Origin of the sequence: Rathayibacter sp. AY1C5 (genome assembly GCF_002931705.1) — a bacterium.
GTDB lineage: Bacteria > Actinomycetota > Actinomycetes > Actinomycetales > Microbacteriaceae > Rathayibacter.
In genome coordinates this window covers 21,111-44,430 of sequence record NZ_PSWD01000025.1, presented here as the reverse complement: position 1 = coordinate 44,430, position 23,320 = coordinate 21,111, and the positions used below count along the sequence as shown (strand labels likewise).

The window sequence follows — 23,320 nt, the reverse complement described above, 5'->3', positions numbered from 1 at the left end:
GGGCGGATCTCGATAGGCCCGCGATGCGGGCGGCTCGATCAGCGGGAGGCGCCGGTGGACTCGATCAGCGGAGTCAGCCGTCTGTGCGGACGAGGCGGGCCGCGCCGATCTTCGAGTCGGCCATGCCGTAGAAGACGTAGTGCTGCCCGTCGATCTCCTCGATCGCCGTCGGGAAGACGACGTTCGGGACGATCCCGCTGCGCTCCTCCTCCGTCTCGGCCTCGAGCAGCGGCTCGGCGGTGCGCGCGATCACCCGCGAGGGGTCGTCGCCGTCGAGGAGGATCGCTCCGGCCGAGTAGTTCACGTGCTGCTGCTGCGCGAAGGCGCTGTCGATCACTCCGGTCACCCCGTGGTGGATCAGCAGCCACCCCTCGGGCACGCGCAGCGGCGCGGGGCCGCCGCCGACCTTCAGCTCCTCGAACGGGAACTCGGGGCCCGCGAGGAACCGGTGCCGCGTCCAGCGCGTGAGGCTCGCCAGGTCGCGGTCGACCTCGTCCACCGGCACGTAGCTGATCCAGATGCTCTGCCGCGGGTCCTCGATCCCGGCCGGGAGGCGCACGCCCTCGCCCGGCCGCGTCTCGCCGAGGTCCCACATCGGCCGGTGCAGCACCGCGAACGAGCGGGTGCCGTCCGGTGCGGCGACGATCTCGGGGAAGAACACGCAGTCCTTGTTGTGGAACAGGCCCAGGTCGATGTCGAGAGCGTCGTCGTAGGCGAAGGTCACCGGGCCCAGGCGCCTCCAGTCGCGGAGGTCCTCGGACACGGCGAGCGCCGTCCGGGGCCCGAGCGGCCCGTAGGCGACGTACGTCATCACGTGCAGGCCGAGCGCCTCGATGAAGGTGATCCGCGGATCCTCCACACCGGCGTTGTGCGCGCCGCGCTCGAAGCCGCGGTCGGGCGCGAGCACGACGCCCTCGCGCTCGACTCCGACGGGCACGCCGCCCTCGACGACCACGCGGGCGAGGCCCACTCGCGAGACGTTGCCGGCGGCGACCATCCGGGGCAGGAGGTAGAGCTCGCCGTCGGGTCCGCGGCCGCTGCCGGGGTTGAGCACACCTTCGGCTTCGAGGGCGTCGCCCGGGGCGGGCTCCATCACGACGCCGACGCGCTCGAGACGGTAGGGGACAGTGGTGAGGGTGGGAGACATGGTCAGCCTTTCACTCCGGATCCGAGATCGGTCGAGACGAAGTAGCGCTGGAACACGATGAACAGCACCACGACGGGCGCGGCGAGCACGACGGCTCCCGCGAGGATCGCCCCGAACGGGTTGTCGGTCGACGACGCCACGTTCGAGATGTAGTTGGCCAGGGACACGGCGAGCGGCTGCAGCGACGCGTCCTTGGTGATGAGGAACGGCCAGAGGAACTCGTTCCAGGGGCCGATGAAGGTCAGCAGCACGGCGGTCACCAGCGCGGGCCGCACCAGCGGGAGCGCGATGGTCCACAGCAGCTTCAGCTCGCCGGCGCCGTCGATCCGGGCCGCCTCGAACAACTCCTTGGGGAGCTGCAGGAAGTACTGCCGGAAGATGATCACCGCCGTCGAGTTGATGGCGAACGGCAGGATCATCCCGAGGTGGCTGTCCGCGAGTCCGTAGTCGCGCGCGATCAGCACGTAGAGCGGGATCTGCAGCAGCTGGAACGGGATGACCTGCACCAGCAGGGCCAGCGCGAACACCGCGTTGCGCCCCCGCCACTGCAGCATCGCGAGCGCGTAGCCGGCGAGGACGCCGAAGAACACCGTGCACAGCAGCACGCCGCCGGTGAAGATCCCGGAGTTGACCAGTCCGGTGAGCAGGCTGATCCGCTCGTTCACGTTGACGTAGTTGTCGAGCGTGAGGTTGCCCGGCTCCGGGATCGCTCCCGCCAACGTGGGGTCCGGATCCGTCTGCAGGGAGCCGACGATCATGTAGTAGAAGGGGAAGAGGAAGACGATCGCGCCGATCGCGAGCACGACTCCGCGCAGGATCACGGCTCCGCGGCTGGAGCCGACGGGGCGCCTCCGCGGGGCCGTCTCCGGGGCTGCGGCGGCGGGCACGGCCGAGGCGGCGCCTCCGGCACTGGACAGGGTGCTCATGAGTTCCTCTCCCCCGCGAAGCGGTTCTGCAGATAGGCGATGACCAGCACCAGCAGCACCAGGACCACGCCGATGGCCGAGGCCACGTCGGGCTGCCCCTGCTGGATCCCGAGCTGGTACATCAGCAGCACGGGCGAGGCGGACGCGCCGTTGGGGCCGCCTCCGCCGGTGAGGAGGTAGGGCTCGGTGAAGAGGTTCGCACCGGTGACGGTCGACACCAGCAGCACCAGGAGGGTCGCGGGCCGCACGCTGGGCACGGTCACCGACCAGAACTGGCGGATGCGTCCGGCGCCGTCGGTCGACGCCGACTCGTAGAGCTCCTTCGGCACGTTCTGCAGCGCCGCCAGGTACAGCAGGATGTAGAACCCGAGCTGCTTCCAGGTGACGTAGAGAGCGATGATCGGCATCGCGAGCTGCTCGTTGATCAGCCACGACGGGTTCGGCGCGAGCGGCCCGAGGAGGCTGTTGACCAGCCCGTTCCCGTTGAAGAGGAACAGCCAGACGCCGACGACCGCGACGCTCGCCGTGACGTAGGGCACGTAGAAGCTGACGCGGAGGAACGTCCGCAGGTGCACGACCTTGTCGAGCGCCGCGGCGAGAAGCAGCGAGAGCACGACCGTCAGCGGCACGTTGATCACCAGGAAGATCCCGATGTTGCCGAACGAGCGGATGACCTGCGGGCTCGAGAACGCCGTGACGAAATTGTCGAGGCCGACGAACGGCCGCTCCACCTGCACGCCAGGGGCCGCGAAGAAGAAATCGTGGAACGCGATCCAGACCGAGTAGACGACCGGGAACGCGAAGACCGCGAGCACGAAGAGGAGGTAGGGGCTGCCGAACAGCAGCCCGAGGGGCTGGGGCCCGAGGACGCGGTGCAGGAGGCTCCGCTTCCCCGGTGCCCCGGCCGGCGCGGGCCGGCGGGTGAGGGTGGTCACGGCCGGGTCACTGCTGGCCGGCGAGCCCGGTGACGGTCTCGGCCGCTCCGTCGAGCGCCGTCTTCACGTCGCCCTCGCCGAAGATGACCGTCTTGCCCCACGCGTCGCGGATCGCCTGCAGCATCTGCACGGTGTTCGGGCCCGACGGCACCTCGATGGTGCGGCTCGCCTGGTCGCCGAAGCGCTGGTAGGCGGGGTTCGCCTCGAAGTAGTCGGCGTAGGTGGTCTGCAGGTCGGTGCGCAGCGGCATCTGGCCGGTGGTCTCGAGCAGCGAGCGGTCCTGCTCCTCGCTGGTCGCGAACTTCAGCACCTCCCAGGCCGTGCCCTTGTTGGCGCAGGCGGAGTAGAGGCCGACGTTCTTCGCGTCGCTGAAGGTCCAGGTGTCCTCGGCGGGCGTGCCGTCGGGGGTCGGCACCGAGACGGAGCCCCAGTTCAGGTCGTCGTAGACCGAGACCGCCCACGGGCCGACGATCGACATCGCGGCCTGGCCGTCGGCGAAGGCGTCGCCCTGGTACTGCTCGCGGCCGGCGAGGCCCTGGTCGTAGAGGCTCTTCCAGAAGTCGGCGACCTCGTAGCCCTCGTCGTCGGCGAAGGTGGCCTTGCCGTCCTCGACGAGGCTCGTCCCTCCGGTGGCCGCGGCGTAGAGCGGCATGAAGTCGAACTGGGTCTGGAAGAACTCGCTGGTGGGCGCGGGCTGGATCGCGGCGGGCGCGGCTCCGGACTCGACCAGCGTCTTCGAGGTGGCGAGGAAGTCGTCGTAGGTCGACAGCGACGGGTTCTCGGGGTCGAGTCCCGCCTTCGCGAAGAGGTCCTTGTTGTAGAAGATGACGACCGGGTTGCTCTTCCACGGCATCTGGAAGTAGTCGCCGTCGGCGTTCTGGTACTGCTCGGCGAGGTCGCCGCTGCGGGTCTCGATGTAGTCGGCGCCGCCGTCGAAGCTCGAGAGGTCGACGAGTCCGCCCTGGCGCTCGAACTGGCCGACCGCGCTGGGGGCCGTGTTGAAGACGAGGCACGGCGCGTTGCCGGCCGTGATCGCGGCTCCGATGACCTCCTCGCTGCTCTTGCCCGCGGGGATCTCCTGTCCGGTGATCTCCTCGTCCGGGTGGTCCGCGTTCCAGGCGTCGACCATCGCCTTGCCCCACTGCACCTCCTGCTCGTTGTTCGAGTACCAGATGGTGATCGGGCCGGTGGCGGTGAGGTCGGTCGACGCTCCGCCGCCGCCGCTGCAGGCGGTGAGGGCGAGGGTCGCGAGGGAGGCGGTGGCGATCCCGGTCAGCCAGCGTCTCGTCGTCGAGGGGGCCATGGTGTTCTCCTTGTCCGGCGTGCGCGACGGTGCGCACGCGTCTTCAGTGGGTCGACGGCCGCGGAGGAGCGGTCGAGTGGCGCACCACGAGCCCGGCGGGCTCGAGGTCGACGTCGGGGGCGCTGCCGGAGTCGATGAGGTCGAGCAGCGTGCGGGCGGCCTCCTCGCCCCAGCGCGCGGGGCGCGTGCGGGCCGAGGTCAGCGACGGGTAGACGTGGGCGGCGATCTCGGAGTCGTCGAAGCCGGTCACCGAGAGGTCGTCGGGGAGGCGCAGCCCGCGGGTGTGCGCGACGCCGAGGCCGGCGATGGCCATGGGGTCGTTGGCGTAGACGATGGCGGTGGGTGGGGTCTTTTGATCGAGGAGTCGCTCCGTGGCCTCGGCGCCCTGCTGCGGGCTGAAGTCGGTGGCGAGGGGGGTGGTGGGCTCGAGGCCTGCCTCCGTGCAGGCCTTCGTGAAGGCGTCGCGGCGGCGGGAGGAGTGGAGCAGGTGGTCCGGCCCGGCGACGTGGGCGATGCGGCGGTGGCCGAGCCCCGCCAGGTGCCTGACGGCTTCCGTGATCCCGGCGGAGTCGTCCATCACGACGGCGGGCGAGGTGGAGCCGTCGAGGCAGCCGAGAGTGACGGCGGGGAGCTGGAGCTCGGTGAGGAGTTCCGGGCGGGAGTCGTCCTTGCGGAGGTCGGTAAGGAAGACGCCGTCGACGCGGCGGTCGGCAGCGAGCGTGCGGTAGACGGCCTCCTCGGAGGCGCCCGGGTTGACGACGCTGAGCACCAGCACGCGGCCGCGCTCGGCGAGTACGCGCTCGACGCCCGAGATGAAGGAGGGGAAGAACGGGTCGGCCGCGATGACCTCGGGGTCGCGCGCCACGACGAGGCCGACCGCGAACGAGACGCTGGTGGAGAGGGAGCGGGCCGTGAGGCTGGGCCGGTAGCCGAGCTCGGCGGCGACGCGGAGGATCCGCTCGCGGGAGTCGGGCGAGACGCCCGGCCGGTCGTTGAGAGCGAACGAGACGAGGGCCTTGCTCACGCCGGCCTCGCGTGCGACGTCGAGGATCGTCGGTCTGCCCGCCATGGGAGCTCCTTCGCTCGTCGCCGCGTCTGAACCGGTTTTGTAAACCGGTTCAGAGCACCGTAGCAGGGAGGCGGGCGGAGGAGAAGAGGGAGATGGATGAGGCGGTGCACGTGCCACCTGGAGCCCGTTTCCCGCCTGTCCCCGGTGCTGGGACGTGCACGCGTCGGCCGGTCGCTACGGTGACGGGCACCTGTGTCTGGGCGCCCGGGATGGCCGCCGAGCGAGTGGTTCCAGGCCGCTCACGGAACCGTCGTACGGCGGAGTCTGAGAGCCCTCCGCGACCATGCTCCGGCCCGTCAGCCCGGTGCTGGAGTGTCCCGGTGCCCGGTGACTCCGCAGGCACTCCCCCGACCCGAGAGAGAGAACGATCATGGTCCGCCCCCACACCGCCAGCCGCACCACGAGCGAGCAGCGCACCGAGCACGCCGAGCAGTACTCGGCCGGAGCGCGCTACGCGTCGGAGGCGTTCGGCACCTTCCTCCTGGTCGCCGGCGGCGTCGGCACCGCGGTGTTCGCCTCCGCCTTCCCCGACTCCGGCAACGCGCTCGGAGTCGGCTTCCTCGGTGTCGCCCTCGCCTTCGGCCTGACCGTGATGGCCGGCATCTACGCCGTCGGCCACATCTCCGGCGGCCACTTCAACCCCGCCGTCAGCGTCGGCCTCGCCATCGCCGGCCGGACCGAGTGGAAGCACATCCCCGGCTACATCGTCAGCCAGATCCTCGGCGGACTCGTCGGAGCCGCAGTGGTCTTCCTCGTCGCTGCGGACGGGCCCGCCGGCTACCTGGCCGCCGCCCGCGACTCCGGCTTCGCCTCCAACGGATACGGCGCCGCCTCCCCCGGCGGCTTCGGCCTCGGCGCGGTGATGCTGACCGAGATCGTCCTGACCGCCGTCTTCGTCGCCGTCATCCTCTCCGTCACCGTCAAGAGCGAGTACAAGGCCGTCGCGCCGCTGGCCATCGGCTTCACGCTGACGCTCGTGCACCTGATCAGCATCCCGGTGAGCAACACGTCGGTGAACCCGGCGCGTTCGATCGCCGCCGCGGTCTTCGCGGGGCCGGATGCGCTCGGGCAGGTGTGGGTGTTCCTTGTCGCGCCGATCGTGGGCGCTGCGATCGCGGGGGTGGGGACGAAGATGCTGAACCGGCGGAAGTAGGGGGGCGGAGGGGCCTGCCGGGATGGGCGCGTGCCTCCGGACGAGGGAACGCCGACGCTCTCGACCCACCTAGGAGGAGAGCCGACTGAAGGCGCGCTTTCTCAGCCTGGTCCCAGAAGCAAGTGGAGCGGTCGACGATTGGCTTGGCCCGTCGAAGGGCCAGAAGAGGACTGCGTGTCCGCCCTCGGCTCCTTCGAGGAGCATCGTCTTCCCGAATCGTTCAACCGCGATCTTGCTCCCCCGAGGCAGCCTCGCCGGAGACCTGCCGATGGTGCACCCCTCCGGCGACGAGCGCGTCGAGTCGCACCCGAACGCAACGAACTGCCGTTCGTGCGTCGGCAGACAACCCGCCGTGGCGCGGCTCCGCCTCGGAAACTCCCTCCGATACGTAGAGCGAGACGTCCCGCTGCGAGACGCCTTCCTGAGACGGGCACGCACGCGAGACCCGGTGAGCCCCTTCGAGTTGCAGGCGAAAGCGACCGCGTATCCTAGCAACTTAATGACTTTTACCACACCAACACGTAGCGTCGGCATGCACTCGGACGCATTCGAACGAATGCTCGACTGAACCGCGAAAGGCGATGTGAGCGTCAACGTCGTGGACCAAATTGCAACTCCGACCGAGGAAGCCGTCTCCATCGCCTTCCTCACCGTCGGCGACGCGGCCGCAGCCGGCTTCTCCTCCCCCGCGCAGGACTACCTCGACGGCTCGCTCGGCCTCAACGCAACCTGATCTGAGACGAAACGTCGACGTCCGACGCATACGCGTCCGGCGAGAGCATCCAGCAGTGCTAGGCGAAGTTCGGTGCACTTCGCTACTGCGCACGGCGCAACGCTGGCGAACGGGAGAATTCTTCACGGTTCAACGAAGCCATCGGCGCTGCTGAACAGGAGGGCATTGAAACCTACGAGATCTGCGACTACGCGGCCAATCAATATGACATCGATCTCTAGCTCCGCTCTTTGCCCCGGTCACGCCGCCGACGCTCAACCCGACAGTCCGAGACAGCTTAGAACCCCTCTTAGCCTGTTGAGGGACTGCAGGCCAGGCCGTGAGGGGCCGAATGATGGCTGCCATGCCGAGGGTGGCCTGGCGCGGAGTTCGTCGCCGAACTTGGCGACGACGGCGTCAATTTCGTTGGCTCGACAACGGCGAGGCGTGGGCGGGAAAGGCGGAGCCATACTCTCGCACCGCATTCCGTCATGCCATAGGTGTGCGGACCGGTGAGGGACCGGGTTCCGTAGATTGCAACATGAGTTCTCGATGCCCTGGCGGATGCCGCGTGAGTCGTACGGATTCGTTGCCTGCGCTGGCCTCCCTCGGCGAGCTACTCTGAAGGGACCCCACTCCACACTGAAGGGACCCCCGCATGGACCGGACTCCTCGGCGTGATGACAGCCTTGTCGTGCCCGCGAACTTCATCCGCGCCGTCCGAGAATCGGGCTACGTGAGCGTATCGAGCGCTCTTGCCGAACTCATCGACAACTCCCTACAGGCGCGCGCGACGCTGGTCGACATCCGGGTCGACCGGGACGCGGACCGCAACCTGCCCCGGATCAGCATCGAAGACAACGGCGGCGGCATGGACACAACAGAACTGGCAGCATGCCTGCGCTTCGGGGGCTCGTCGCGGTTCGACGCACGCGATTCCTTCGGCAGGTTCGGGATGGGGCTTCCCGCCGCGTCCCTTAGCCAGGCGCGACGAACCGAGGTCACCGCTTGGCGGCCGGGATCTGCCGCGCAGTCTGTCACGCTCGACATCGATGCTGTCGTGGCCGGCCGCCCCGCCAATCTAACCCCGGCGCCAGGCGCGGTCGGCCAGTCGCCCTCGGGCTGCCGAGTGGTCTGGCACGACTGCGACCGCATCGAGTACCAGCGCCTGGCATGGCTGGAACGCGCGCTTCACAAAGACCTTGGACGAATGTTCCGCCGCTTCCTCACCGGCACGTTCACGCTGCGGATCAATGGCAGTCAGGTCGAGGCGTTCGACCCGACCATGAGGTCGACGACAATCAGTGGGCACACCGCGCGGCTGGCATTCGAACCGCTCCGGTACGAGATCGCGACTCACACCAAATCGACCAGTAATGTCACGGTCACTTTCACCATGCTGCCGGTCGCGCAGTGGCACAGCCTCGACAACACCACCAAACGCCGCCGCGGCATCGTCGGAGGCGGCGGCGGCGTATCGATCCTCCGCGCGGGGCGAGAGATTGCGAACGGCTGGCACCTGATGGGCGGCAAACGCAAGGAGAACTACGACGACTGGTGGCGATGCGAGATCGAGTTCCATCCGGCCCTTGATGAGCACTTCGGCATCACCGTCAACAAGCAGGGGATCCGCCCCAGCGCAACGCTCCGAGAAGCTCTCGAGCCAGAGCTCGAATCTGTCGCACGCATCCTGAACGCCAGGGTGAGGCAGGCATTCGAAGAGGTAAAATTCGAGGCCGCTGTTCAAAGTTCTTGCCGGATCGCCGGTGCAGCGGATGCAGATCTGCCCGTGATCCGCTCCGACGGGCGTGTTCACGGTGCGCTGAGCTACCGCCTGGGCGCTAACCAATTGACCGGAGACTCGATGTTCGACCTGACACTGCGGCAACGCCTCCTCGACGTCACAATGAACACCGATCACCCGGGCTACGCCGCGTTGTACCGACCCCTGCAGGAGATGGGGGATGCCGCCACGCCGGTACGCACCGCCCTCGACCTGCTCCTGCTGTCTTTCGCACGATCCGTTGCCGCCGCCGGACCGCACCAAGAGGACTACCGCAGCCTGTTGCGGGAATGGGGCACCACATACGGGCGGATGCTGGAGAAGTCATGACCGACGAGGACGAGACAAAGTTCGTCAACATCTCCCTCCCGACCGGAACATCACGAACTGAACGTGAGGGATTCCTCCGTCTCTGCAAGGCGCTCTCCACCGCCCACCTGGATCCCCGGCGGCCCGTGGTCCGAGAGCGCCTGTTCGTGGAGGCGAAGATCACCAATCTCTATAATCGCCCCACGCTCGGCGCGGCTGCGCACACCCTCATCGACCTCGTCGAACAGGGGTGGACACTCAAGCTGCACCAGCACGGGCCGCTGCTCATGCCACCTCTCCCGCATCCCGATCCCGAGACGGAGAAGGCCCGCATCCGTCGCCAGGAGCACCTTCGACGTGACCCCCAGCTCCGCCAATCAAGCGTGCGCCGATTCATCGAACGCATGGAAAAGCCCAGCGAGCATGCGGGTGGACTGGTATCGATCTTCAACCTGATGCGTGATGGTCGAGAGCTTGCGGACGCGCTAGAGACCGCGGACGACCCGAGCGCCGTGATCCAGCCGTACGTGCAGATCGTCGACAGCGGCGAATGTGATTACACCGGACTTGCCCTCCACGACGTCTGGCGGTACTTCCGGCACACCTGGTCCAACGCGTACTTCACCGTCCCGGGACGGTCAATGCCGATCCTGGTCCGCGATGCCGCCACCCCGCACCATGCGGTCATCGGGCTCGCCGCTGTATCCAGTCCAGTCGTTCAGATCGCCGAACGCGACCAGTGGATGGGGTGGGACACTGACGCTTTCCTCGAGGCGACCCGCGAAAGGCCAACGCAGAAGGTAGCGCAATGGCTTTCCTCTCGCATCGAAACGCAACTCCGCGAGATCTATGTCGAGGATCTGCTCAACGACGACGTCCTCCAGCCCACTGCGCTTCAGCAGCCCACCCCCGAGGCCGTCGCGCTGCTGCGCGCCGACGCTGAACGACACCGGCAGAAGCACCACCGCACGCCGATGCGTGAGGTACGACAAATCGGGCGAGACGATTGGACCGAACGAGCCCTCACTCCCCTTTTTCGCAGCAAACGGGCAACGGTGCTTGCGGACACCCTGGAGAGTGCCCTCGCCCTGCACCCGTACCTGAAACCTACGCCGACCGCCGCAGGTCTCGCCGCGGCGCTGAAGGACACCAAGGCGAGGACGCAGGTCCGTCGGCTGGTGCGTCGCGCACGCGGCGAAAGGGTGGGCACGGTGATCGCGGACCTTACGGTTTGCGGAGCGGTGGCGCCCTACAATGCGTTGGCTGCCGGAAAGCTTGTCGGAGCGTTGGCGGTTTCCCCGAAAGTGATTTCCGCCTACCGCGCCAAGTACTCACGGCCCAGCGAAATTGCGTCCGCTGTGGCCGGGCGAGGCCTCGAACGCGAATCGCGTCTTTGCTTCATCAGCACCACCTCGCTGTACGGCAGTGGATCCAGTCAATACAACCGGCTGCGGTGGCCAGCCGAGGTGATGGGCGGGCCGAGCGGCGAGCAGATCAGCTTTCATCAACTCGGGCGCTCCCGGTCCTTCGGCACGTCGCAATTTACGGATGAAACCGTCGACGCGCTCGTTCGACTGTCCCGATTGCAAGGCGCAACAGTTCGAGTCAACAGCCTGTTCGGTGAGGGTGTCAGCCCGCGGCTGCGGAAGGTTCGGCTTGGCCTTGCTGCGCTTGGATGGTCAAGCAACGCACTTCTCAAACATGGCAGGGAAAGAATCTTGTACGGGGTGCGGCTCGTCGAGAATCTACGTGACTACTCGCTCGGCATCGACACGGAACCCCGTTATCTCGTGGACCCCGAGCAGGTGGACGCGCCAGCCGCGGTGGCGCAGTGGTGGTTCGAACGCTGGGGGCATCGCCGTGCCGGTCAAGCCGCTGTCGCTGAGTCGATGCGCGCACACCGCTTAGTGCGCCCTCTCCGGCACGGCGCGCGCGTGTCACTTCCCGACATCGAAGATGCGCCGTCCGAGTACACCCCGCCGGCGACTACCCAGTAAGCCTGACTACAGCAACACCATCGGTATGATCTCGGAACTGCTGGTCATTGAGGCAATCAAGGCATCTGGCTCATCAGGGTCGATGGTGCGTTTCACACCCAGAATTCTCACCCGCTCACCGACTGGCAAAGTGAACGACGGGCGGGGCGTACGCAAGAGCAGATCGCTGCCAGTGCGCCTCTCCCGCAGCACCCAACTTTTCACGCCGTGCTCGCGCAGCACCGTCCCTTCCACGTCGTACCAGTCGCCGTCAGCAACATCTATGGTGTTGAAGGTGCCACGTTCCCAGTACGCGTCGCAGATGCCGCGCACGTCGCACGTGCCGCACTGCTCCCCCACAACGGCCGCCGGCCGGTAAGCGTCCACCATCGCGTCGGCGCGACCGACCCTGGTGGTCACCTCCGCGCGGAATTTCGCAAGTTCTACTTCTGTTGGGACGGCGACCACCACATCCCGATGCGGGTAGGCGGCAACCAGCGCGGTCACGGGGAGAGCGTCGGGATTGCTCTCGCTATCATCCGTCCACAACAGCGCATAAAGCCGGAGCTGGTCGCGGTGCGCCGGGGCCTCGGCGCCCGTCTTGGAGTCTGTGATCTCCGCGCCGTCGGCGTCGACGCTCAGCACGTCGACGCGACCTTTTACGCGCAGGTTCACGGCCACCAGTTCGCGTTCGGAGTGGGTGCCTCCGCGGACCGCGTAGCGCTTCGCACGTTGGCTGGTCGGCGCATCGGCCGACGCTGACGTGGGATGCGGGTGCAGCGTCATACGGTTTAAGTAACTCTGGATCTGTTCTCGCGCCTCCGGCAGCCAGTCTGAGAGGGTTCGGTCGACCTGCTCCCGCCGATCCGCGCTGATCCGAGGGTTGCCATCTAGTCGTCGTAGATGTTTTTCGAGGATGCGCTGCGCAACAGCCGTATAGCCGCCGAGATCTCGCAGCGTCGTGGCGGCGCGGCGGTCCGCGGCGAGACGCAACCCGCCGCAACTAGTGCGACGATGGTCTGCAGTGCCCCGTGCACTACGTCACCCTTCATCGCTGGCATATTCGGCAACCGCCGGTACCCGTATTGCGCCCACAAATCCGGGTAGTACGCCCGTGCCAGGGCGAATCGTCTCGGGCAGGTTCAGCCTCCTTCAATGAGGAGTAGCTCCACATTGCAGGTGCGGCCGGTAGGAACGCCGGACCATGGCTGGTACCGGTGTCGTAGCGTCTCGTCTCGTTCAATTCAGCCAACGCAGCACCTGCTGGCTCGCGACGGGCAGGTTTCGTGTGACGACGATGTCGTCGATGGGGTGAATCGGTACCCCGCCGAGTTCCTTCGCATCCCGTAGTTCCCGCGTAGGCGGAGTGTCCCGGGTCAACGGGCTCTGAATGTAGAAGATGCGGTCACCACCGTTTCCGCGCGCGAGGATCGGGGCAGTGACCAACCCAATCCCTGGGATGAGCACTGGTTCGTTTTTTAGGAACTTGACGCCCGCGATGTCACGGCTCTGCAGGTCGGCGAGGACCTTGTCGATCGACTGGTTAAGCCGCACCTCGTTCAGCACCGGGCTGGTGCCGTCAAGGACATAACGCAACAGCGCGGCACCAATCTGCCGATCGAGCAGGCTGTGCTCGAATCGATTGCGGAAGCTGCGCAGGCACCGGTAACAAGAGGCGTCACAGTGGGCCGGGCAACGCTCCAGCCGGTCCAGTGCTTTCCGGAAGATCGATTCCCCGTACGTTTGCACCCGCCGCGTGAACCCGGCACCGCCGGCGAGCGTGTCGTACAGGTAGATCTCCGCCTCTTGCCCGTGGTTGCCCCCCGGTGTCAGCGCGGGGCGGTACTCGGCCTGCAACTCTCTCGCGTCCACGTCGAGTTCACCTGTCGCGGCGATTGTGAGCGCTTCCGCGACAGTCCGAAGCGCCACCTGCGTTGATAGGAGTTCCGGGCGCAGGGTGAGTGGCTTGTCGACGCTCAACCGCACGAGCAGCACATCGGAGATGAAGTCGGTGCCCAGCACAAGACCCTTCGTTGAGCCCGATCCTTGGCACTCCTGTTCACGCTCGTCGGGGAAGGGCTTGGTATGCGGGCCGGCGACGATGCCTGTCGCACCATGGCTCGGTTCGATCAGACCGCACTTCGTGCAGTACGTATAGCCCTCGCCACGCGGACCGGTGTTAGTGACCAGCAACGTGTCCCGCCGGTAGGTCTGCTCGAGGCGGGGTGTGACGTGGTCCCAGGCTTCTTCGCCCTCCGGGCCTGCAGCGACCAGTTTGGCGCGCGTGGCGTAACTGTTCGCCGGCGCGTCGTCCGGGCTGGTCCCGGGATCGTCGTTAGTGCGGTGAGCGAACCCGGGCGGTCGCATCCAGTTCATCGCTTTGCCGAATTTGCCGGGCGCGCCGCACGCGTCGCACTCACGCTCCTCGCCGCGCCGGGCCTGGTCTGCCGGGATGTGCTTGGCGTAATGGCACACCTGGCATTCGAAGTAGAGCATCTTGTCGCGCCAGGCTTGAGCTCGTTCTTTGTGCATCGGCGCGTAAATGGCTCCGGAGGTCCATTCTTTATTGTCGATCCACACCACCTTGCCGGGCGCGTACTGGGTCAACGCGACCGGCAAACCCTGGCTCGGCGCATACCGGAACTCGGTGTGGAACCGTTCAGACTTGGCGCGGTCGAACACGTGGAACGCCACCACATCGGTCGGGAACGCGTACCTAGGCAGCACCCCTTTATAGAGGAGGCGATCGAGCAGATTCGACTGACTGCGCTGCTCGGTGGGCACCTCGGCGCCGTCCTCGCCGGCATCGCCGTCCTCGATCACGACCTCTTGTGGGGCGGCGTCGCCGTCTTCCGGTTCGGGCAGATTCCCGTCGACTTCCAGGTCGAGCGCGTCATCGATCGCCTCGAGTGTCGCCGTGATCAGGCCGTCGAGGAGACGCAATCGGTCCGGTGCGGTCAGCTCCGCCGGCAGCCACGACGCGACGTCGTCCCTCAGCACGGTCTCGTGCTCTATCAGCCACTCTTCGAAGTCGGTTCGGTTCAACGGTGACGTGGTGCTTACGAACCCGCGGACGGTGCCGAGTACTTCGAATAGTTGCGGCTGATCCTCCGGGTCGATCGTGGGCAGTCTGTCCTGGTTGTACCGCTGCAGCAGGTATGCAACGACATGACGCCGCGCAATCTCGTCGTTGTCCAACGTCAGCACCGGGTCGTCTACGTCGCCGCGGATCATGAGGTGTGGGTTTCGAAAGTAGTGGTCGTCGTGCGTGTCGGCGCTGCCGAATGCGACGACTGTTGCGATCGCGTTGCCGCGGCGACCCGCGCGGCCCGCCCGCTGCTGGTAATTAGCACGCGATGGCGGCATGTTGCGCAGGGCGACACCGGAGAGGCTGCCGATATCGATGCCGACCTCCATGGTGGTTGTGCACGAGAGCACGTCGATCGCGGCGCGTTCCTGCTCCCCCGGTCTGGGCAGTCCGACATCGATGTCCTGAAATAGGAGTTCGTACTCCTCGGCGCGTGAGAAAACTGCGTCGGATTGAGCCGCGTTCAGCTGAGCGGTGTGCTCCGCGGCGATGATGCTGAGGATGGGTTTGTGGGGAGACTGCAGGGCACGTTCAGCGCTCTGCCGGTAGTAGCCCTTACGGGCTTGGAAGACCTCGTCGGTCGTGGGGTCGAGGGTGCGCACCTGGTTCTGGTCGCAGTTGACGCAACGGTTTGATCCCGGGAATGGTCGCTGGGTGAATCGGCATCGCTCGCAGTAACCCCACAGCCCGCCCGGCTCCAGCGCGACCGTGCTGGCGAGTATCCGGTACTTCGCGCCCTCCAACTCGCAGAACGCGGGAAGCAGCACGGGAAGCCACTGCTCCTTGAACGCCTTCTTCGCTGCCTGCGTGACCAGCCAGCGGTCAATGGCCTGAAACCTGCCAGTGTGGGGCTTTACGCCGCCCTTTTGCCGCCACCACTCCGAGGTCATCGTTGGGAACCAGATGCCGCGCGTGGGCGTCGCCCACTGTGTGAGCCACAGCCGGACTAGGGCGAGGCGCTGCTCGTCGGTCGTGGCAACACCGTCGATGGCCGGCAGGTTCGTAAGGAGATCGTCTCTCAGGCTCGTCTTCTCCCGGATCGATGCAAGCCCCAGAGACACCAGTCCGTAGTGTTTGTCGGTCAGGCTCGCGTAAATCGTACGTAACAGGGCCTGCGGGGGCGGGGAGGTAAGCATCAGCAGTTCCCCGCGCGCCTCCTCGTTGCCCGTCAGCGCACCGTTATCGATTGCCTTACCGACCGCCTTCAAGACATGGAGGGACTCCGCTTCCCGCAGTTCTGGACGCAACCGCACCTCAAGTTGCTTGGCTCCCACCATCACCGCCAAGTACAGACGCTCCAGGCTCAGCTGTTTCCCGATGCCCGGCTGGTTGGCGAGTTCTTCCCATCCCTTCAGGATCAGCGGCCGGATCACGTCTCGCATCGAATAGGCCTGCAGGTTGGGTGCCAGGCGTGCGGCGACCTGTCTCGAGTCGGAGAACGCCAACACTTTGCGGCCGCGTAGCGGCGCGAAGGTGGAGTATGGGGCGCTCGGCGGCTGAACCTCGATCTGCCGGGTGACCAGTGCCTGAAACGGTTGGTCGCCCTTCGTCTGGTGGTCCTGCACGGAGGAGCGGCCGAAGAATCCCGACAACTGTCCGCAGACACCGCACGGTTTGAACTCGCCGTCCGCTTCGGCGTGGTCGTCGCCGTCGTCGGCATCGTCGTTGCTGGTCACCTTCTCGCCGCTTCGCAGCTTCGGGAGAAAGACCACGCGGCCGCGGACCGGGGGCTTGTCAGGATCGAGCCGGCCGGTCACCAGGTCGATCTCGGCGACCTGGAACTCCTTAGCCTGCGGTTCTTCGAGTAGCAGATCGAGAGGGAACAGTTCGGGCACCGCGCCGGCAGTGGTCTGAAACGCGCCGCCGCTCTCATGCCACAAGAACGTCGGGTGCTGCAAATCATCCGTGTAGCCGCGCGCGTAAGCCGAACCGCAGTGACGGCAGGTGAAAAATTCAAACACTCGTGCCCCGCAGTTACAAGTGGCCCGCGGTTGCGGATACAGCTTGCCGATCGGCCCAACGCCCCGCGGCAGATTGTCACGGTCAACGGCATCGCACTCTGGATCGATGCATGCCCACAGCCCGGGAAGCCCTCGGAAGAACGCATGCACCCGGCAGGGCAGCAGGCCCGATTCCTCGGGGGTACGGCGTGCGGCGCTGCCCAGCGCGACAAGGGCCGTGACCGCCTTATCCGCCACCTCAATGGAGACGCCGGGGAACACCGCGGTGCCGAGCTCCTGTAGGGGTTGCGCTTTCTGCATCGTCTCGTTGACGAGCAGGTTCATTGGCCCGTAATTGGTCAGGGCGTCGTACAGCAGCACCGCCGCTGGACGGTCCCGGTCGTCCACACCGCGGTCGTTGAGCAGGTCGGCGACGGCGACGGTGCGTTCCGGTTCCGTCTCGGCGTTGTAGAAGTCATTAAGCGGGAGGCCGGCGAGCAACGTAGCCGCGGCCGGGGTGCCCTGCACGGCCGCGGGTCGCAACGCAGGTTTGCTGGTGACCGTCCGGAAGTCAGTTTCGTCCTTTCCTGTCAGCTGAGCGGCGAACTTCCGACCGTATTCGGGGGTACTGAAGCTTGCGCTCGTCGTGATCACCTGGATCCGATCCGGTGTGATCCCTAGCCGTGACCGCAACCGGCGCAGCAGCAGCGCGACCTCGGCGCCCGCGGCCCCCCGGTACAGATGCGCCTCGTCGACGATTAGGAGGAACTTCTCCTCCGGATTGTCGGCCAGCCACTGCCGGGTGTGGTCGAACACAGGGCGCTCGAGCGGTCTCATCAGCATGTACTCGAGCATCGAGTAGTTGCTGATGAGTACGTCCGGGGGTGCGGCGAGAACCTCGTGGCGGGTGAGGAGCTCCGGGTCCTCTGGCCCCATCACGGCCCGCACGAACTGCCCGCTCTTCGCGTCCTTCCATTTCGAGCCCTTGGGTCCGAACCACCTCTTCAGGTCGGGTTTCGCGGGCCACTTGCCCCGCGCCTCCAGCTTCTCCTTCAGCTGTTTCGCCTGCGCGTGGCCGAGAGCTTTCGGGTCGGCTGCTTTGTCGATCAGCAGCAGGTAGAAGTCCTCGATCGATCCGAGCCGCTTCTGGTCTTTCTTCACCGTCCGCACTCCCGGGTACAGGGTGCGGCTGGTGTAGCGGGCGAAGCGGGCAGGGCGGCCTGCCCAGGCTTGGAACTGCGTCGTCAGCCGCGGGTCGCCGAGCAGCAGTCGCAAACGCCCCAGCTGGTCGTTCACGAGTGCGTTCATCGGGTAGAGGATCAGCGCGCGCACGGCAGGGGCAGCGAACGAGTCCGGCCGGTGCTTGGCTTCGGTGCCCAATTTGGCGAGCATCGGCAGCAGGAATGACTCGGTCTTCCCGGACCCGGTGCCGGTCGTGATAGCGAGGCTGTTGCCGTCGCGGGCCGCCCACTCAATGGCTTCCGCCTGATGGGTGTAAGGCGGATCGTGCAGCAACCGGTCCAATGCGCCGACCTTCTGGGTAAGCGGGGTGAACAGGTCGTGGACGGCGTTATCGACATCGAGTTCCGCAAACGTGCGGTTCGTCTGGTATCGCGGTGTGCTCTCGATGAAGGGGGCTCTAAACAGGACCCCTTCGGTGAGCAAGAGTTGGCGGCGCTGCTCGATAATCGTGGGGTGACCAACGTGGTAGGTGGCCTCGATGTACTCGCGTAGGGCGGCCTGGATATCGTCGATCGTCTCGGCGATCGTAGGGACGTCAGACGCCATGTGGTGCCTCCTCTTGTGTCATCCACAACATGTCAATTAGAAAAATCTCGACGCCGTCGGCCGCGGCGTCGGGCACCCGGAACGAGAACAGCGCACCCGTCGTCTTCCCGAGCGGCAGCCCGACGAAGTGTAGGTAACGTTCCGCGAAGCCCGGTAGCGGCGAGAAGAAGTCGAAGACGACGTCATCGCCAGCCGCGCGGCGACGGAATTGTTGCGGCACACCACGGGCAGCATCGACCGCCGCCTGATAGCGCCATGCCTCGTCTCGACCGGGCAGGACGGGGTCATCGACCGGCCAATCCAGCAGGCGCGACGGAACGCCGCGGTCACACCGCATCAGACACCACAAGTCGGCGCCGTACGCCTGTGGCCGGCGGGCAACGAAATCTCCAGTATCGGAGGCAACCGGCGCCCGCCAGCGGCCCGCGTAAAAGCGGACGGAGGATGCTGAGTCCAGGATCTGGATGTCGTCGAGGAGGCCCGCGTGGGTGGCGGTGTCCAGGCGCCCCCGAAACCGATCGAGAAGTGCGTTCGGAGTTTCGATTGCTGGTCGGACAAGCCAACGATCCTTTAGGACGCAATGCAGACCCCGGTCGCGAAGTTGCCTTGGCCCGTCGTCCGCATCGAGGCTGATCGAGCGCGTCACGCCTTCGTAGTCGATCGTCTGCGCAAGATCGTCTGGGATCAGTGGCTTACCGAACGGCCAGACGCCGGCGAGCAGAAAGCGTCCCGGGTGACGCTCGATGAACGACGGCGGCGCCAAGTACAGGAGCCGCGCCGACCGGCCGTTGTCGTGGCGAAGCTCCAGTAGGTCCCCGCAGGCGACCAGTTCATCCACGATTTCCCCGATGCCCGACCGAGTGACCGCACCGGCACCGGCGAGGGGCTGCACGGCGCCGTACACGGCATCGGCGAGCCGTCCCGGGCTCGTCGGGCACAAGAACGACGCAGCACGGCGCAGCGCGGCGGCCAGCGCCTCGATCGAGGTGAGGTCAATGACTTCAGGGTCAAGGCCGAGAGTCTGTATCGCCGCGGCGGCGGCCGTCTCGGCGGTGAGTTGGCGGATCTGCATCAGAAGCTCTGTCCCACACCATCCGCGTCGTTGAGGGCCCGGGTACCGAGCACCGCGAAGCGTGCGGCGCGATAGAGCACCGGGGTCTGCATGACCCGCTCGAGCAGGAAAATGACCTCGTCCTCGGGCCACTGGGGAATATGCCCAGGACGACCGGCGAGCATCAGCAGGAAGCGCGACATCGCCGGATGATCTCCCAGCCCAGTGCTGGCGAGGTGCGGGGCGATGATGGTGTCGAACCCGAGCAACAGGGCCCTGGCTGACAGCCACTTATACAGGCTATAGGCGATCGTGGCGGCGAGATCCTTGTGGGACGCCGAGATCCCGACTGCCTGCTGCATTTCGGCGAGCAGGCTCGCGACGTCCTGCGCGTGGGCGACCTTGCGTTCAATGGCGGCCCAGTGGCTCCCGCCGATGATGGTCCCGATCGCGCGGGCAATGGCTTTGCCAATCACCTGTTGCTGATACGCAACAAACGCGTCGGCGGGCAGTTCCGCGTTCAGCCATCGCGCGTGTGCATCGATCAGCAGGCGGACGTCTGCCGGGGTGCGTCCGGCGGTCGGTACCGCGGGCCGCAGAGCGGGTTGCTGAAGGAGCGCGTTTGGTTCGGTGGGGAGGATGAGTGACGCCGACGCATCACCGGCGTGGGCGACCACAAGTCCCCCGCGCGATGGGGCGATGATCTCGTCACCGACCGGTTGTGGCACGGCGGCGGTCGGCAATTCCACGTCGTAGAACTCAATGATCGTGGCGTCGCCGTCGGTGCGATCCACCAGACGCGCGTAGACCTGCCCGTCGTGGCCGCGCGTGAAACGCCACCGCAACGGCTGGAAGCCACGTTCACAGGTCAGCGTCGCGAAACCGACTCCGGCGCGAGCGACGGTGATTACACAGGACTCTGCGTCGTCGTAGGCGTCGTTGAAGCGGCGATCCTTTCGGATAGCTCTGGCTAGTGAGATCCATGCTTCCTCGTCGAGGGGCAAGCGGACGGGACGTCTGAGGTCGGCGATCCTCTGTCCACGCTCGCCTCGGAGCCTCACCTCGATGTCTGCTTCAGCACCGGCGGGCCCATCGATCACGATGTGGGCGCGCTCGTCCCACAGTTCGGTGAGGGTCGGGCGGGCGGGGGTGGCGAGCATACGAATTCCCTCGCCGGCAGCGGCACCTTCGGGTCGGATCTGTGGGTCTCGAATCGTGATCACAAGGGAGCCCACGGTCATCGGGCGGTCATCGTTTCCCAGCAAAGCGACACTCGCGACGTGAGTGCCGACGCCCAGGCCCTGCACGGAAAACAGCAGTTCGGCCTCCTCTGCCGGCCACTCGAGGAAGTACACGTCCCCGCCAATTGTTAGCCGACACCGTCGCGGGACCAGCTCGGATCGGATCCCGAGGATCGCCGGCTCCCCCGCGATCCATTCGGCCTCTCCCTCACCGTCCCATGCGCTGGCGACGATACCGACCGGGCGGATGGCTACGTTCGTGATAACCGCGAGGCCGCCAGCCGTCAGTGCGGCGGCATCTTTCTCGCTGACTTGCTCTGGGACCGTGAGCTCATAGCCGCGCACCCCTTCAACGCTAACCCCCACCTCGGTGACCCACGGCACCGTAGGCGGGGTCAGCGAACCCGCCCCAATCAGAAGGTAGCCGTGCCCGGGTCGAACCGATTTTCCCTTCACCTCGATTGCCAGGCCCGCGCCTTGGCGGCGAAATAGCCACCACGGCCCGGGGGTGATGACGCATTGATCTGCCAGAATCCGATTGGTCTCCTCCTGTGCCCGATCCAGCCGCAGGAAGGCTTGATCAGTACGCGGCCATGCGGCGAACCGGACCGACTGCCCGGGGTACAGCAGCCTGCTCGGTGACACGTGCCGGTCGGCGCCATTGACGAAACCCCGCGACACCCGCAACTGCCGGAACACGTCGGGCAGGCCCGCCCCCAAGGGCGTCAAATCGGGCAGTTCCGCGTAGGCGTTCCACTGGTCCTCGAAACGCAGATACAAACGCGGATCGGTCGCGCGTGTCGACGCGTGTGGCACCGACGCCGTCTGCCCCTGAGTCGCGGTTGGGAGAAAGCCGCGGGCCCGATGTGCCGACTGCTGCGCCGTTCTCAGCCAGCGACGCGCCTGCTGCTCCTTGGACAGATCAGCCAGGATCCGCTCGAGCGTGGAGTTAAGAAGGTAGGGGCTCGGTGCATCGTGCCCGGACAACAGCGCGGCGGCGACCTGTCCGACGAGGGTGGTGTTCTCGCAGAAGATGCGGAAGCGCTCGGTGTATGACGCTGCCCGACGCGCCAGCCTCAAGCCGAGGGTGGGTGGATCATCGAGCAAGTCCGATGTGAGGGCGCCGCTGAATTCGTAAAGCAATTGGGCAAGTTGTCGCTGTAGGTAAGTCGGTAGCACACCGTGCGTAATAGGCCAGGCAATAATTGCAAACGTCTCGGCGAAGGCACCCGTGGGCACCGCCCCGCCATATGCCGCCGCGAACTTTGTGAACCACGACTTGATCAGGGCGCGGTGCTCAGTGCGCCACCCTGGCGTGCGCTGCTCGAAGCTTCGCCAGTACTCATCCCCGACGTAGTCGTACCCGGCCTCAGCGGCGTATACGACGAACGGCAACCACCATCGACGTTGGCGAGAGCCGAGACCTTTGGACACCGCCCTCCGCACCGTCGCGATTAGCAGATCGCGGTCTTCAGGAGAGAACTCGTGTTCGAGGGCGAAAACCGGCGCAGAGACCTCTAGGACGGCGCGCCCGTCCCGAATCGCACTGAAATGGGTGTCAAGGCGCGCATGAAGATGCTCCAACATCTTGTCGGTCGTGCTCGACACCACCTCCGACATGGCTGCGCCCCTCCCCACCGGTCGTGTTCCCCCCTGCTCGTCTCAGTATCCTCGAAGCCTCCAACGGCGCCCCCAGTTTTCACCACCGTGGACACGAGCTTCCTCGCCCACATACTCGATCGAGGCCGCGCTGGCCGCCGCTAGCAGTTCTACGTCGTGCCTAGTTCAAGCTCGAGCGACCAATCAACTGACTTGTTGACGGCGCTGCCGTCCTGGTCGGTGAACACGTAGAAGTAGAGCGTAGAGAGCCGTTTGTCGTTGCTGCCCGACAGCGCCCCGGCTGAGTAGAGCCGAGTTGCCCAGTGCTCCCCAACGACGCCTTGCGCCCAGGCGGTGTACTCGTCGGGCTCGAGGATCTCGGAGTTGCCGACGAGGAGGCTGAGGCCCTTCACGGACACGCTCACCAGGGAGAGCGTCGGGTCGGCATCGGATCCCGGTTCGAGCTCCGCGGCGGGCCCGCGGTCCATGAGGACGGACACCTCGGCGCGCCGGTTGGTCAGGGATCGTCCTCGCAGGCGCAGGAGTTGCCTTGCGCGAGCGTTTGCGCGCTCCTGGAGCCGAGCGTTGGTGAGTCCGGGCTGTGAGGTGATCTGGTCTCCGGCGTCGGTGAAGAGGGTGCGTTGCATCAGGCGGATGTCGCGCTCGTGCTTGTTGACGATCTTGCGGACGAGTGGCGAGACCATGCTCGGAGTTTAGAGGGACGGGGAGACAGCGTTCGGCCGGTCCTGGGACGCTGACGGTATGACCGCGCCCCGCTCTCCTTTGGCGTGGACAGCGTTGTTTGCGAACGGGATGGTGTGGTTCGGGGCGTCGGTGATGTTCTTCGCGATTGCCGGCGAGCAGACGTATGCGGCGTTCACCGGTGAGTGGTTCAACGTCCTCGGCTGGGCGCTGATCGTGGCCGTGGCGGTGGGTCTGGCGGTTCCGGGTGTGATCGAGAACCGCAACATTCGGGCGGGGAAAAAGTACCGGCCGCGGCCGCGGCGCCGTTGACTCGAGGGGCTCACTGCATCAGGCGGCGTCAGAAATCCACGCCGACCTCTCCCACTTCGAGAGCATCGAGGTGTACCCGCGCGATCGGGGCCTGGTAATCCCGTCCGCCCAGGACTGATCGACACCAGCAGCACATTTTTCCGCTCTCCGCGGCCTGCAACTGCAACTAGTCGGCCAATGCGTCGATCTCCGTTCCACGGAGCCGCGCGTTCCGCCTCTCCGCGCCTGGGCGGCGGAGGCGGCGGAACGGCCACTCACGTCAGCCCGCCTGAGGAGCAACGAGCCC

The 23,320-nt window shown here is 66.4% G+C and carries 15 protein-coding genes; 5 read left to right on the top strand and 10 right to left on the bottom strand.

Annotated features, from left to right (window positions below):
• Nucleotides 1–73: 73 nt before the first annotated feature.
• From C5C57_RS14500 to C5C57_RS14480, 5 genes are read right to left on the bottom strand one after another with little or no spacing between them, the layout of a single operon-like run.
• Nucleotides 74–1,147, bottom strand: a complete 1,074-nt coding sequence (locus C5C57_RS14500; protein ID WP_104247217.1) for a glycosidase — start codon at nucleotides 1,145–1,147, stop codon at nucleotides 74–76.
• A gap of 2 nt (nucleotides 1,148–1,149) precedes the next feature.
• On the bottom strand, nucleotides 1,150–2,073 hold the full coding sequence (locus tag C5C57_RS14495; RefSeq protein ID WP_104247216.1) for a carbohydrate ABC transporter permease: 924 nt from the start codon (nucleotides 2,071–2,073) through the stop codon (nucleotides 1,150–1,152).
• Complete coding sequence (locus tag C5C57_RS14490; RefSeq protein ID WP_104223956.1) at nucleotides 2,070–3,008, bottom strand: carbohydrate ABC transporter permease; 939 nt, start codon at nucleotides 3,006–3,008, stop codon at nucleotides 2,070–2,072. Before C5C57_RS14490 ends, C5C57_RS14495 begins: the two co-directional genes overlap by 4 nt.
• A 7-nt stretch (nucleotides 3,009–3,015) precedes the next feature.
• A complete protein-coding gene (locus C5C57_RS14485) occupies nucleotides 3,016–4,311 on the bottom strand; it encodes an extracellular solute-binding protein (protein ID WP_104247215.1) in 1,296 nt (431 codons plus the stop codon).
• Between the two features lie 43 nt (nucleotides 4,312–4,354).
• A complete protein-coding gene (locus C5C57_RS14480; protein WP_104247214.1) occupies nucleotides 4,355–5,380 on the bottom strand; it encodes a LacI family DNA-binding transcriptional regulator in 1,026 nt (341 codons plus the stop codon).
• Between the two features lie 370 nt (nucleotides 5,381–5,750).
• On the opposite strand from C5C57_RS14480, the gene aqpZ reads away from it, so the two are divergent.
• The 4 genes from aqpZ (at nucleotide 5,751) to C5C57_RS14465 (ending at nucleotide 11,334) form a co-directional block, all read left to right on the top strand.
• Nucleotides 5,751–6,533 (top strand): aquaporin Z, encoded by a 783-nt coding sequence (gene aqpZ / locus C5C57_RS14475; RefSeq protein ID WP_104247213.1) that lies wholly within the window; start codon nucleotides 5,751–5,753, stop codon nucleotides 6,531–6,533.
• A gap of 598 nt (nucleotides 6,534–7,131) precedes the next feature.
• Complete coding sequence (locus C5C57_RS18530) at nucleotides 7,132–7,266, top strand: hypothetical protein (RefSeq protein WP_258072754.1); 135 nt, start codon at nucleotides 7,132–7,134, stop codon at nucleotides 7,264–7,266.
• Nucleotides 7,267–7,939: 673 nt separating this feature from the next.
• Complete coding sequence (locus C5C57_RS14470; protein ID WP_219827758.1) at nucleotides 7,940–9,358, top strand: ATP-binding protein; 1,419 nt, start codon at nucleotides 7,940–7,942, stop codon at nucleotides 9,356–9,358.
• On the top strand, nucleotides 9,355–11,334 hold the full coding sequence (locus tag C5C57_RS14465) for a Druantia anti-phage system protein DruA (protein ID WP_219815087.1): 1,980 nt from the start codon (nucleotides 9,355–9,357) through the stop codon (nucleotides 11,332–11,334). The genes C5C57_RS14470 and C5C57_RS14465 overlap by 4 nt, the downstream gene beginning before the upstream one ends.
• A gap of 6 nt (nucleotides 11,335–11,340) precedes the next feature.
• Here C5C57_RS14465 and C5C57_RS14460 read toward each other — a convergent pair whose 3' ends face one another.
• The 5 genes from C5C57_RS14460 to C5C57_RS14440 form a co-directional block, all read right to left on the bottom strand.
• On the bottom strand, nucleotides 11,341–12,306 hold the full coding sequence (locus C5C57_RS14460) for a PD-(D/E)XK nuclease family protein (protein ID WP_104247210.1): 966 nt from the start codon (nucleotides 12,304–12,306) through the stop codon (nucleotides 11,341–11,343).
• A 246-nt stretch (nucleotides 12,307–12,552) separates the two neighbouring features.
• Nucleotides 12,553–18,129, bottom strand: a complete 5,577-nt coding sequence (locus C5C57_RS14455) for a DEAD/DEAH box helicase (protein ID WP_104247209.1) — start codon at nucleotides 18,127–18,129, stop codon at nucleotides 12,553–12,555.
• Complete coding sequence (locus C5C57_RS14450; protein WP_104247208.1) at nucleotides 18,119–19,201, bottom strand: hypothetical protein; 1,083 nt, start codon at nucleotides 19,199–19,201, stop codon at nucleotides 18,119–18,121. The genes C5C57_RS14455 and C5C57_RS14450 overlap by 11 nt, the downstream gene beginning before the upstream one ends.
• The gene (locus C5C57_RS14445) at nucleotides 19,201–22,041 is read right to left on the bottom strand and encodes a hypothetical protein (protein WP_146082435.1); all 2,841 of its coding nucleotides are present in this window, start codon (nucleotides 22,039–22,041) and stop codon (nucleotides 19,201–19,203) included. Before C5C57_RS14445 ends, C5C57_RS14450 begins: the two co-directional genes overlap by 1 nt.
• 149 nt (nucleotides 22,042–22,190) lie before the next feature.
• A complete protein-coding gene (locus tag C5C57_RS14440) occupies nucleotides 22,191–22,724 on the bottom strand; it encodes a hypothetical protein (protein WP_104247206.1) in 534 nt (177 codons plus the stop codon).
• Between the two features lie 58 nt (nucleotides 22,725–22,782).
• Here C5C57_RS14440 and C5C57_RS14435 point away from each other — a divergent pair, with 58 nt between their 5' ends.
• Entirely contained in the window at nucleotides 22,783–23,034 is a 252-nt protein-coding gene (locus C5C57_RS14435; protein ID WP_146082434.1) for a hypothetical protein, read from the top strand.
• Nucleotides 23,035–23,320: the final 286 nt, after the last annotated feature.